Annotated in this window: 12 protein-coding genes and 1 tRNA gene; 1 reads left to right on the top strand and 12 read right to left on the bottom strand. The window is 40.3% G+C overall.

Annotated features, from left to right (window positions below):
* The 12 genes from WNY98_RS18360 to WNY98_RS18305 form a co-directional block, all read right to left on the bottom strand.
* Positions 1–72: transfer RNA gene (locus WNY98_RS18360), tRNA-Lys, on the bottom strand.
* Positions 73–288: 216 nt separating this feature from the next.
* Positions 289–1035, bottom strand: coding sequence for a tol-pal system protein YbgF (gene ybgF / locus WNY98_RS18355; RefSeq protein ID WP_076923802.1), 747 nt, complete (start codon positions 1033–1035; stop codon positions 289–291).
* A 13-nt stretch (positions 1036–1048) separates the two neighbouring features.
* The gene (pal, locus tag WNY98_RS18350; RefSeq protein WP_024597677.1) at positions 1049–1591 is read right to left on the bottom strand and encodes a peptidoglycan-associated lipoprotein Pal; all 543 of its coding nucleotides are present in this window, start codon (positions 1589–1591) and stop codon (positions 1049–1051) included.
* Between the two features lie 34 nt (positions 1592–1625).
* Positions 1626–2984 carry a Tol-Pal system beta propeller repeat protein TolB gene (gene tolB, locus WNY98_RS18345; RefSeq protein ID WP_342878605.1) on the bottom strand — a complete coding sequence of 453 codons (1359 nt, stop codon included), beginning with the start codon at positions 2982–2984 and terminating at the stop codon, positions 1626–1628.
* 9 nt (positions 2985–2993) lie between these two features.
* Positions 2994–3920, bottom strand: a complete 927-nt coding sequence (gene tolA / locus WNY98_RS18340) for a cell envelope integrity protein TolA (RefSeq protein WP_076923801.1) — start codon at positions 3918–3920, stop codon at positions 2994–2996.
* A 4-nt stretch (positions 3921–3924) separates the two neighbouring features.
* On the bottom strand, positions 3925–4353 hold the full coding sequence (gene tolR, locus WNY98_RS18335; protein WP_007580386.1) for a protein TolR: 429 nt from the start codon (positions 4351–4353) through the stop codon (positions 3925–3927).
* Positions 4340–5044, bottom strand: coding sequence for a protein TolQ (gene tolQ, locus WNY98_RS18330; RefSeq protein WP_007580384.1), 705 nt, complete (start codon positions 5042–5044; stop codon positions 4340–4342). The genes tolR and tolQ overlap by 14 nt, the downstream gene beginning before the upstream one ends.
* A gap of 977 nt (positions 5045–6021) precedes the next feature.
* Entirely contained in the window at positions 6022–7029 is a 1008-nt protein-coding gene (gene ruvB / locus WNY98_RS18325; protein WP_007580382.1) for a Holliday junction branch migration DNA helicase RuvB, read from the bottom strand.
* A 7-nt stretch (positions 7030–7036) separates the two neighbouring features.
* Complete coding sequence (gene ruvA / locus WNY98_RS18320) at positions 7037–7654, bottom strand: Holliday junction branch migration protein RuvA (RefSeq protein WP_002960647.1); 618 nt, start codon at positions 7652–7654, stop codon at positions 7037–7039.
* A 2-nt stretch (positions 7655–7656) separates the two neighbouring features.
* Complete coding sequence (ruvC, locus tag WNY98_RS18315; protein ID WP_002960649.1) at positions 7657–8181, bottom strand: crossover junction endodeoxyribonuclease RuvC; 525 nt, start codon at positions 8179–8181, stop codon at positions 7657–7659.
* 144 nt (positions 8182–8325) lie between these two features.
* Positions 8326–10827 carry an FtsX-like permease family protein gene (locus tag WNY98_RS18310; protein WP_342878604.1) on the bottom strand — a complete coding sequence of 834 codons (2502 nt, stop codon included), beginning with the start codon at positions 10825–10827 and terminating at the stop codon, positions 8326–8328.
* A complete protein-coding gene (locus tag WNY98_RS18305) occupies positions 10817–11530 on the bottom strand; it encodes an ABC transporter ATP-binding protein (protein ID WP_024596837.1) in 714 nt (237 codons plus the stop codon). Before WNY98_RS18305 ends, WNY98_RS18310 begins: the two co-directional genes overlap by 11 nt.
* Here WNY98_RS18305 and WNY98_RS18300 point away from each other — a divergent pair, their 5' ends adjacent.
* Positions 11531–12154, top strand: a complete 624-nt coding sequence (locus tag WNY98_RS18300; protein WP_342878603.1) for an arylesterase — start codon at positions 11531–11533, stop codon at positions 12152–12154.
* The last annotated feature ends 16 nt before the right edge of the window (positions 12155–12170 follow it).

Below are 12170 nucleotides of genomic sequence, written 5' to 3'. Positions count from 1 at the left end.
GGGTTATGATGGATTTGAACCATCGACCAATTGATTAAAAGTCAACTGCTCTACCAACTGAGCTAATAACCCGCTCTTTTTGTCGCATTTCGAGTGGGGTAACCATTCGTTTGCTGCGGGCGCTTATAATACTTATTTATAAAATGAGTGCAACCGAAATTGTCTCTTTTTTTAAGTTTTTATGTCTAGATGCACAAAATTAAACCGTTTGTGCTCAAACTACATGCAAATCCAAGATTCTTCGAGAGTTTCCATGTAGTTTGCTCGCCTTAACTAAAAATTTAGTCGCTAGTTACCTAAACGATCAGTCGCTAGTTTTGCAGCGGTTGTACTTGGGTATTGATTGATAAGATCACTCAATATTTTTTGTGCTTGCTCCGCCGAACCTTGATCTTGTAAAAGTGTACCTAACTTTAGCATTGCATCTGGACGTTTGTTAGAATTTGGAAATTCGTTAACAACGACTTTAAAGTGCTCTACCGCTTTTACACCATCATTCTTAATTGTAAGCAACTGCCCTAACCAATAATGCGCATTAGATGCATATACAGAGTTTGGGTACGTAGTTAAAAACGTTTGAAATTCAGGGATCGCTTGATCGTAGCGTTTATCTTTCATTATTAACGCAACAGCGCGCTCATACGCTTCGTTTTCAGATAAGTCACTGCTATAGGTCTGTGCGTCGTTTGGCTGTGCCTGATCGGCTACCGGAGCTGCTGGCTGTGTATAAGCTTGGCTCACGCGGTTTTCGATTTCTTGGTACAACTCACGCTGACGCTGCAGTACTTTTTCAAGCTTGTAGCTTTGCTCTTCTGTTACACCTCGAATTTGGCTTACTTCGTCTTGTAATAAGTTGAGCTGTTGTTGTAACTCTACTTGCAAAAAGTTACGCGACTGCATCATATTTTCAAGTGACGCTAATCGCTTCTCAATACTTGATTGTGAACTCGCAGCTTCTGAAACAGGAGCGGGAGCAGCCATTAACTGGGTGCTCCCGCTCAATATCATGGCTGCCAAAATAATTTTCGGCTTCATAATATCTCTTATCTTAGTAAACTAGTACCGCACGGCGGTTTTTAGCGAAAGCTGATTCAGTGCGAGACTTAACCATTGGCTTCTCTTCACCGTAGCTTACCACTGACATTTGGCTAGCTGAAACACCTAAGCTTAATAAGTATTTTTCAACTGCTTGGCCACGGTGCTCACCTAGTGCAATATTGTACTCTGGAGTACCGCGTTCATCTGCGTGGCCTTCAATTAGTACTTTAACTGATGAGTTTTGAACTAAAAACTCAGCATGTGCACGAAGTAAATCAGCGTATTTGCCTTCAACTGTCGCTTTATCAAAATCAAAGTAGATTACTTGCTCTTGGCGAAGTGCTTCGTACTTTTGACGAAGTTGCTCTTCTGCTTGTTGCTCAGGAGAGATTGTAGCTACTTCAACTGTATCAGTGTTAGTTGATTGCTCAACAACGCCTTGATTTGATTGGTTTGCAGCACCTTCATCAATATCTGAAGATGAGCTACAAGCTGCTAATGTCATTACTGGCACAGCAATTAGCAGGCCTTTAAGTATTTTGTTAAGTTGCATTGAGTAGATTCCTATTTTGAGTAAACCAGTAATATTACTGTAAGTATGGCGACCAAGCTGGTGCCTTTACTTGTCCGTCTAGCACAGGTAACCGTGCTTTAAAGCGGCCGTCCATCGATACTAGCGCAAGTACCTGTTTATTATTATGAAGCGTGCTATATATAATCATCGAACCGTTTGGCGCTATGCTCGGTGATTCATCTAGGCGTGTTCTCGTTAATACTTGGAACGCACCTGTAGCCAGCTCTTTCTTAGCAAGATGGTACTGCCCGTTGGTACGGTTAACCATCACTAATTCTTTTCCATCTGGTGTTATAGAACCAGCAAGATTCATATCACCATCAAAGGTGAGTCGTTGTGACCTACCTGTTTTTAAATTTAACTTATAAATCTGAGCATTACCACCCCTTTCAGATGTAAACACAATATCTTGACCATTAGGATGCCAAGATGGTTCAGTATCTATGCTACGGTGATTTGTTAAGCGTGTTTCTTTACGTGTAGCCAGGTCAAGCAAGTAAACTTCTGTTGCACCCGTCTTGTCCTTAGAAAGTACTAATAATAGCTTTTTGCCATCTGGCGAAAACTGCGGTGCGCCATTAATACCTCGGTAGCTTGCGATTATTTCGCGCTTACCCGTGTAAATATCTTGAATATAAATTTGGCTTTGACGGTTTTCAAACGTTACATACGCTAGCTTAGTACCATCTGGTGACCACGCTGGCGACATTAATGGCTCTTTTGAGCGAAGCAATACTTGCTCATTAAATCCATCATAGTCTGCAACAACTAATTGGTAAGGCTTTTCATCATTATCGCGCACTATTACATAAGCAATTTTAGTCAAAAATGCGCCTTTCTCACCAGTCAGTTTTTCATATATAACGTCACTGATTCGATGAGAGTAACGGCGAAAACCGCTTTCACCAATAACACTTTCACGCGCTTCTAAAATATGATCTTGGCTTTTGATTAACTTACCATTACTCATCATTTGTGTGTTGCCACCAGTAATTTGGCCACGAATCACGTCAACTAACTCATAACGCACTAAGTAACGCCCATCAGTTTGCTGCTCAACTTCGCCCACTAATACGGCCTCCACACCTTTATTAACCCAAGATGCGTAATCAATTTCGCTATCTTTGCTCGGCTGTTGTGGCATTTGCGCTACATCTACAGGTTTAAATTTACCACTGCGCATTAAATCGGCAGCAATAACACTGCTTAACTTTTCAGGGATTGGACCAACACCTTGGTATTTAAAAGGCACTATAGCAATAGGCCTTGCACCATCTACACCCTCAGTTATTACAATTTCAAGCGCTGCATTAGCAACACCCACAAACCCAAACAGTAAAACTAAACAGGCTATTTTTATTTTGTTGAACATATCATTCCTTTAAAACTCTGGCTTGATTGTTAAATTAATATTCTTAAGTTGTTCGAATACGTCTTTATCTTTAGATACCGGTAATGTGTCAGCCATGCGCACTGCTCTTAATGCAGCTTCACACACTAACTTATCGCCACCTAATGATTTAACTTGCGTTACTAAACCATTAAAGCCTAAACGAATATTGACTCGGCACTGTTGGTTTTTCATTTTTTCATCAATCAATAAGTTTTGTTGAATACGCGCCATAATTAATGCACGGTACTTATCAACTTCGCTCACCACTTGTTGCTGACGTATTTTACTACGAGCAGCCTGCTCTTTTGCAAGTTGCTCTTGTAGCATTTGCTCTTGCATCGCTTGCTGGCGTTTACGTTCTGCCTCGGCTGCACGCTCTTTTGCCTCGATTTCACGTTTTTTACGTTCAGCTTCTGCTTTTTTAAGTGCGTCTTCTTCGGTTTTACGTTTATCAGCAGCAGCTTTAGCTGCACTTTCAGCTTCTTGCTTTTGTTTTTCAGCTTGCTTAGCTTTAGCGCGCTCTTTTTGCTCAATAGCACGTGCTTTTTTAGCTTGTGCTTGAGCCTCGGCTGTTTCTTTTTCTTTAGCTTTGCGTTCTTGCTCTAGCTTTTTAATATGCCTAGATTCAGATTCGCGTTGCTCACGTGCATTTGCCGCCCTGCGTTCTAAATCGCGAATACGTTTGTCTTCAGCACTTTTTTTATCTTTTTCTTTCTTTTGAAGCTCAGCAATTTTTTGCTCAACTTGCTTTTGATCAACTGTAACAGCCGATACCGCATTATCTGGGGTGGGTATAGCCGAATTAAGCGTTACTTCCATTACCTTAGGCGCGGGTGGGTGAATGTTTGCAGACGCATACAAAAAACCACCTATGCCTAAATGAAGTACTATCGATTTTACTACTGAACTATTCATACAGCTACTTCCCCTCAAAGGATTCAGTCATTAATCCTACTGATGGTACGCCTGCATTTTTCAAAAAATCCATTAGTAATAATACTTCTTGATACGACACCTTACCAGAACCTTTAATCATTACTGGTACGTCAGGGTTTTTCATTAATTGTAATTTTATAACCGCAGCAACATCAAGTGCTTCCATAGGCTCTTCAGGATCAGTACCTACGCTCACATAATATTTACCCTCTGCATCAATTGAAGCAATAATGGGCGGAGTATCTTTAGTATCAACTAAATCAGACTCTTCCATTTTAGGTAAATCAACTTTTACACCATGTGTAATAAGCGGTGCTGTAGCCATAAATATAATAAGTAGTACCAACATTACATCAATGTAAGGTACTACATTAATTTCTGCGACCGGGCGGCGCTTTTTACGCTGATACATTCGCTTGTGCCTCTATTTGTGTAGCTGCTTGACGGTGTAAAATATTAGCAAACTCTTCCATAAAGTTAATATAGTGAGACTCAAGCTTTTCAACACTGTTTGAAAAGCGGTTATAAGCAATAACGGCCGGAATTGCCGCAAATAAACCCATAGCAGTCGCAATAAGTGCCTCTGCAATACCTGGAGCTACCATTTGTAATGTAGCTTGTTTCACTTCACCAAGTGCAATAAAGGCATTCATAATACCCCACACTGTACCAAACAAACCGATGTACGGACTTATAGAACCTACTGTTGCTAAAAACGATAAGCTAGATTCAATTTTTTCAATTTCACGAGAAAGTGCAACACGCATTGAACGGTGCGTACCCTCCATAACAATACTCGCACTTTGAAATGTATTCTTTTTATGGCGAGCAAACTCTTTAAAGCCTGAAGTGAATAGTGCTTCGATACCTTGAGACTGACCGCTGCGTGATGATATTTCGTTATACAATTTGCTTAAATCAATACCAGACCAAAACTTTTGCTCAAATTTCTTAGCATTTGATAGTGCATCTGATATTGCTTTTTTACGCTGAAATATAATTGTCCACGACATTACAGACATGGCAACTAGCCCTAACATTACTAATTGAACAAGCAAACTTGCTTCTAAAATTAGGTCTAAAAAATTAAGCCCTGATCCCACGTTAAACTCCTAAGTAATTTCAAAATACGGCAAATTGATTAATTTGTATAAATATGACCGCTTACAAGGTCAAAAGTTGCATCTAGTGTATCTAGTCCATTTCAAGCTGACAACGGTATTGCTATGAATAGGCAACAAAAAACGTTAAAAAAACAGCTTTAGTTGGCATTTCCCTCTGCCTCAGTATTTTATTTAATCTTTTAACTAAACTTGCTGACTACAAATATGCGTAAATATATAGGTAAAACGTCATAAAATGCGCCGTTTATTCAAAATAAGAGCATAAACACTCAAAACTTATGAGCATGACCTTCACGTAATAGTAAAACTAATACCGAGTCACAACGGAACTCATTACTTAAGTTATAAATTTCATTAACTTATAAATTTAACGATTAATTAACGCACAAGATTCAAACAACAATAAAATTCACCGAATTAGTTTTTCTAATCTGAAAATACAAATTTTCTAGTTTGAACAAAAAAGTAAACTTACGTATTATTCTCCCATACCGAACTAGCGCACTGAATGAGATAGCTTCATTAAGCCAAGTTCTTAGTAATAGGATATTTTATCGTATTACATTGTTTTACTCTTTCTGGATAAAACCAAATTAAGTAAAACGTAGTTCCCTGGATTACTTCCTTCAACTTGTTGTTTGCCCGCATTTTTTGCGGGCTTTTTTTTGCCTGCAATTTGGAGCGCTACATACTTTATTTATAAACTAATAATTGCCCTGCCTATTTTACAATAAGTAATTCGGTTACTAGTTTGAATGGTACGCAGGATAGCTTCGCGAGTCTTAACGCCCTGTGAATTAACAGTTAACTATAAAGCATATAGGTATTTTGAAATAACATTTGCAACAGTGTGTTGAGGTTTTGGGTAAAATACCTGCCGGATAAATATGTCAAAGCAAGGGATAACAAGTCAGTTACCTGCTGCGCAATAAACCACAGCAAGTAATGTGTATAGGCTAGTCTTTTTTAGGAAGTAAACCGAAATGATGGTATGCGCTATCAGAGACTATTCGCCCGCGTGGGGTTCGCTGAATAAATCCTTGCTGGATCAAAAATGGTTCTATCACATCTTCAATTGTTTCACGCTCTTCACCAATAGCAGCCGCTACATTGTCGAGCCCGACAGGGCCGCCCATAAATTTTTCAATTATGGCGAGTAAATATTTGCGATCCATATAGTCAAAACCACTTTTATCTACGTCAATCATGTCAAGCGCTTGCTTAGCTACTTCGGCGTTTACTGTACCGTCAGATTTTACCTGTGTGTAATCACGTACACGGCGCAATAAGCGGTTAGCTATACGTGGTGTACCGCGCGAACGCTGTGCAATTTCGGTTGCGCCATCGTCACACATTTCTAAACCTAGATAATGTGCAGAGCGCCCTACTATGTGCGACAAATCTTCTACAGAATAAAACTCTAATCGCTGCACAATACCAAAACGGTCACGTAGTGGCGATGTAAGCGAGCCTGCTCGGGTGGTTGCTCCAATAAGTGTAAATGCAGGTAGGTCTAATTTAATAGAACGCGCAGCTGGGCCTTCACCAATCATTATATCAAGCTGGTAGTCTTCCATTGCGGGGTAGAGTATTTCTTCAACTTGCGGGCTGAGTCTGTGTATTTCATCAATAAACAGTACATCGCCTTCCTCTAAATTTGTGAGCAGCGCAGCTAAATCGCCTGCTTTTTCAAGTACAGGGCCTGATGTTGTTTTAATACTTACGTGTAATTCGTTGGCGACAATATTTGCAAGCGTGGTTTTACCAAGCCCTGGTGGGCCAAATATTAATAAATGATCGAGCGCTTCACCACGGGTACGAGCAGCTTCAATAAAAATTTCCATTTGCTGCTTAACATGAGGCTGGCCCCTGTAGTCAGCTAAAAGTTTTGGCCTTATAGCACGATCTATAGAGTCTTCATTTGTTTTTTCAGTCGCATCAATTAAGCGATCCGCTTCAATCATGGGTTACTCACAACATAGATTTTAAAGATTCTCTAATAAGAACCTCAGTAGACATATCGGGTTTGCTTATCGATTTTACTGCTTTTTGAGCTTGTGGCAATTTATAACCTAATGCAAGCAGTGCTGATACGGCATCATCGGCTGCGTTATTAGCTATTGTCGCATCGCTCATTGGCTCTATTACTGCGCTGTCGCTAAATGGCGTAAATAAATCATTACCCCAATCTTTTAGTCTGTCTTTCATTTCGAGTACTAAACGCTCGGCTGTTTTTTTACCGACACCCGGTAATTTAACTAGCGACGTTGAGTCTTCGTTATTTACACAACTTACAAATTGCTTTGCAGACATACCCGATAAAATAGCTAAGCCAAGTTTTGGCCCTACGCCATTTGCTTTTAATAGCTCTCTAAACAAGGCACGTTCAACTTTATTATTAAAACCAAATAACAGTTGAGCATCTTCACGCACTACAAAGTGAGTGTAAACAATCGCGTTTTCACCAATCTTTGGTAAATCGTAAAAACAGGTCATTGGCATTTGTACTTCGTAACCTACACCACTTACTTCGAGTAATATCTCTGGTGGCTGTTTTTCGACTAAAATACCATTTAAGCGGCCTATCATAGTTATTTCCTTAGACGTCCTCTAACGGTTTTGCTTGCGCTACCCGCTAGTTTAATTAAATTTTGTTCTGAGTGAGCGTGGCAAATCGCAATAGCGAGTGCATCAGCTGCATCGGCTTGTGGCGTGCCAGGCAACTTTAAAATATTTTTTACCATGTGTTGCACTTGTGTTTTATCAGCGCCGCCGTTACCTACTACTGCTTGCTTAATTTGTCTAGCTGAGTATTCAAATACGGGTAAGTCGGCCATTGCTGCACCCACAATCGCAGCGCCTCTAGCTTGGCCTAGTTTTAGAGCTGAATCAGGATTATGCGCCATAAATACTTTTTCAATGGCAAATGTTTCTGGCGAAAATTGCTCAATAAGTTGTGTAATGCCTTGGTAGATCATTTTAAGTCTAACCGGAAAAGGATGATCGGCTAACTTAATACAGCCACTGCCTAAGTATGTAAATTTAGAACCTTGGTGGGCAACAACGCCATATCCGGTCAAACGTGAACCAGGATCAATCCCTAAAATAATGGCCAAACTGCATTCTCATTATTGTTATTTTTAAATTACGCTAATAATGCCAGAGCACTGTATAAATTACCAGTACAAAGAAAACAAAAATGCCCACGTGTTAGGTGGGCATTTAATACTTAATCCAATACGTGTTAAGTTAGTTTAAGCTTACCCAAGGGCGCGCACTAACCCTTGGGTGTTTTGTTTAAGTGTTCGGGCAATCATTAAATAACCTAAACCCGCTACAAATACACCGCCAGCTACCGGCCCAATAATCCATATGTGCGGGTGTAGCTTACCGGCTAAATCAAACATTTGTTGTTGCACAATTAAAAGCGCTATATCACTAAAAAATGCAGCAACTAAACCAGCTAGACCGCCTAGTAACAAAAACTCATAAAGGGTCGCATTTTTAATTAATCGGCTTTTAGCGCCAAGCGTTCTGAGTATTACTATTTCCTGCATACGCTCACCTAAACTAGCTTGAACTTGCGATATAAGTACAAGCGCGCCACACAGCACAACAATTGCAAGTACAAAGCCAATGGCGAGTGATACTTGCGAAATAGTTGTTTGTATTTGCTTAACAAAGTTATCAATGTCAATTGCTGTAATAGTAGGGTAAGTACGCAATAACTGGCTAAAATCACGCTTTTGCTCTGGGTTTATACGAACCGACGAAATATACGTTGCAGGAAAATCTGCAAGTACATCTGGGCTTAAAATAATAAAAAAGTTAGGTTTAAGCGTGGCCCAATTTACTTTTCGCACACTGGTGATTTTAGCGTCGAACGACTGCGAACCAATTAAGAATGTAAGCGTATCGCCTATCTCAACATCTAAACGCTCAAGCATCGACTCCTCTACTGAGGCTTCAGCCATCGCATTTTCACCAAACCACGTGCCTTGTGTTACTTCATTTTGGTCAGGCACATCTTTAAGCCATGTAAGGTTTAGCTCACGGCCAATACCTGCACGGGCTTCTTCGTCTTTTTTCTCATTGTCTTGCAGCGATACAGAACGTGCTACCAACTCGCCGTTTACCGCATTTACGCGCCCACGAATAGTTGGATAAAACTCTGATACCTGAATATCTTTTTGAGCTAAATATTCATTAATTGGCTCAAGTTCATTTTGCGTAATATTCACTAAAAACGCATTAGGTGCATCGCTTGGTAACTGCGATTGCCAATCAGATATCATGTCGTTTTTAAGTACCACTAAAAACAGCAGTAATTTAATCGCTAACGAAAAACTAATTAACTGTACCGCGTTCACATTTGCACGCTTTTGAATAGACGCAATTGCAAGCGACCAACTGTTACCTGGCTTTAACCCTAGTTTTCGACCACCACCAAATATTAATTTAGATACTAAAAACAGCACACCAATTAGCGCAAGTGTTGAGATAAACAAAATAAGCGTTATTTTTATGTTGTTACTAAATAACCACATTAATAAAAACACGGTTAGCGCACTCATACCTAAATGCACACGGCTCACTGCCAATTTGTCACCTAAGTTACGGCGCAGCACTCTAAGCGGTGGAATATCAAATAAATCAAACAACGGCTTAATAGAAAACATAACGGCACAAATTACGCCAGTGCTAATAGCCACCAGCCAAGGTTTAAAACCACCTAAAGGTAGCTCTGTGCCCATACTTTTTGATAAGTAACTTGTTGCTATTTCTTGCAAGCCGTAACCAATTAACAATCCAATACTTACCGCCATTGCACACACAAGCAATAAATGAAGCATGTATATTTTACGGATCATTGAGCGGCTACCGCCTAGTGTTTTCATCATCGCTACTGGGTCGTATTGGCGTTCACAATAACGTTTTGCTGAAACAGCAATAGCCACTGCTGCCAAAATAATACCCAATAGGCCAGCAAGTAATAAAAAGCTCTCTGCGCGGTTTAAACTGTTTGAAATGGGTGATTGGCGGTCTTTAACGCCATACCATTGTTGGTTTTCTTTTATTTGTGGTTTAAGCCACTCGTAAAAGCTATTTATATCAGCCTCACTACCGGCATAAAGTTGACGGTAATAAACACGACTACCCGGCTGCACAACTTCAGTTTTTGCCACATCGTCAATATTAATAAGTACACGACGGCTGCTTGAAAACACATTAAATGGCGCGTCTGGCTCTTCTACAATAACTTTTGAAACATTGAATAATGCAGCGCCAAGCTCTACTTGCGCGCCTATATCAATATTTAAACTGTAAAATACAGATTCACTTAGCCACACATTACCCGGCGTTGGTCCGCTATTAGCAACCTTAGTTTCACCTGTAAGGGTATCTTTAACTTTTAACTGCCCTTTTAGCGGGTACGCATTAGATGCCGCTTTTACTGAGCTAAACTGCATTTCATCATTAGCAAACAACATAGTGTCGAAGTACACCATCTGCGCCGTTTTTAAATTTTGGCTCTGTGCTTGAGTAATAAAAGCGGTGTTGAGAACATGATCGCTTGCAAGTACACGGTCTGCTGCAATAAAAGCACTGCTTTTTTGCGCAATACTTTGCCCTATTCGCTCAGTAACCATCGACAATGTAAGCACGGTTAAAACTGCAAGCGCGATAGCCGCACTTATAACAGTGAGCTCACCACGACGAAATTCTCGCGAAAATAACTTAAGCGCTAACTTAACCCACATCAGCAACGTCCTCTACTTGGCTTTTTACCAGTAAACCCGCTTCTATTTGAATAATGTGCTCACATTTTTGTGCAAGCCCTTCATCGTGAGTAACCAAAATAAGCGTAGTACCGTGCTGAGTATTTAAATCAAATAATAACGACTCAATCATTTTACCATTTTTACTATCTAAGTTAGCCGAAGGCTCATCAGCAAACAGTATTTTAGGTGTACCAATAAATGCTCGCGCAATAGCAACACGCTGTTGCTCACCGCCAGAAAGTTGCGACGGGTAATGATCAATTCGATGGCTCAAACCTACTTTTTCAAGCAAAGCAATTGCTTGCTCTTTCGCATCACTCTCGCCAGCAAGCTCTGCTGGTAGCATAACGTTTTCAAGTGCCGTTAAGCTTTGTACTAACATGAACGATTGAAACACAAACCCAATTTTAGCGGCGCGCAGTGCAGCGCGCTCTTCTTCATCTAAATTGTGTAATGGTTCACCATCTAAAAATATTTCACCGCTGCTGGCGGTGTCCAGCCCTGCCAATAAACTGAGTAACGTAGATTTACCAGATCCCGATGTGCCAACAATAGCAACAGACTCGCCATGCTTGACATTAAAGCTGATGTCGCTGAGGATGGGCAGCTCACCTTCAAAGGTAGAGACTACTTTAGACAAACCATTAACCTGAATTATATTTAATTGAGAAAGCGCTGACATATGACTCATTCAATCCTTCGTTTAGTATTCATTTTATTTTTAGTTATCAAACCGCTGAGCGCAGCAGCCAACAACACGATTTTAATACTCGGTGACAGTTTAAGCGCAGCCTACGGACTTCAACAAGAAGAGGGCTGGGTAAAATTGTTACAAGATAAATACGATGACGAACAAGCCGACATTGAACTTATCAACGCCAGTATTAGTGGCGAAACATCTGGTGGAGCCCTACGCCGTTTAGATGCATTGCTTGAGCAATACGAACCCACTCATGTACTAATAGAGCTTGGCGCTAACGACGGTTTACGTGGTTTTCCAGTCAAAAAAATGCAAACTAACTTAACGTCTCTTGTTCAAAAAAGCCAAGCAGCTAATGCGATGACCGCCTTAATGGAGATTTACATTCCCCCTAATTACGGTCCGCGTTACAGCAAAATGTTTACAGACACTTTTACACATGTTAGCGAAGAAACCAATGCGCATTTAATGAACTTTTTTATGCTAGATATTGCCAGCCAACCTGAGCTGATGCAAAACGATAGTTTACACCCTAACAAAAAAGCTCAGCCATTAATACGAGATGAGATGTATGACTCGATCAAAAAGTGGTTAAATAAAGACTAGCCAATTAATACACCGC

The sequence above is a fragment of the Pseudoalteromonas sp. AS71 genome, assembly GCF_038900275.1.
GTDB lineage: Bacteria > Pseudomonadota > Gammaproteobacteria > Enterobacterales > Alteromonadaceae > Pseudoalteromonas.
This window is presented reverse-complemented; position numbering and strand designations above follow the sequence as displayed.

Bases quoted from the DNA above. Each gene is read 5' to 3' on its own strand.
- WNY98_RS18305 (WP_024596837.1), bottom strand. From the start codon at position 11,530: ATGTCAGCGCTTTCTCAATTAAATATAATTCAGGTTAATGGTTTGTCT.
- WNY98_RS18300 (WP_342878603.1), top strand. From the start codon at position 11,531: ATGACTCATTCAATCCTTCGTTTAGTATTCATTTTATTTTTAGTTATC.
- WNY98_RS18310 (WP_342878604.1), bottom strand. From the start codon at position 10,827: ATGTGGGTTAAGTTAGCGCTTAAGTTATTTTCGCGAGAATTTCGTCGT.
- tolA (WP_076923801.1), bottom strand. From the start codon at position 3,920: ATGAATAGTTCAGTAGTAAAATCGATAGTACTTCATTTAGGCATAGGT.
- pal (WP_024597677.1), bottom strand. From the start codon at position 1,591: ATGCAACTTAACAAAATACTTAAAGGCCTGCTAATTGCTGTGCCAGTA.
- ybgF (WP_076923802.1), bottom strand. From the start codon at position 1,035: ATGAAGCCGAAAATTATTTTGGCAGCCATGATATTGAGCGGGAGCACC.
- tolB (WP_342878605.1), bottom strand. From the start codon at position 2,984: ATGTTCAACAAAATAAAAATAGCCTGTTTAGTTTTACTGTTTGGGTTT.
- tolR (WP_007580386.1), bottom strand. From the start codon at position 4,353: ATGTATCAGCGTAAAAAGCGCCGCCCGGTCGCAGAAATTAATGTAGTA.
- ruvB (WP_007580382.1), bottom strand. From the start codon at position 7,029: ATGATTGAAGCGGATCGCTTAATTGATGCGACTGAAAAAACAAATGAA.
- ruvA (WP_002960647.1), bottom strand. From the start codon at position 7,654: ATGATAGGCCGCTTAAATGGTATTTTAGTCGAAAAACAGCCACCAGAG.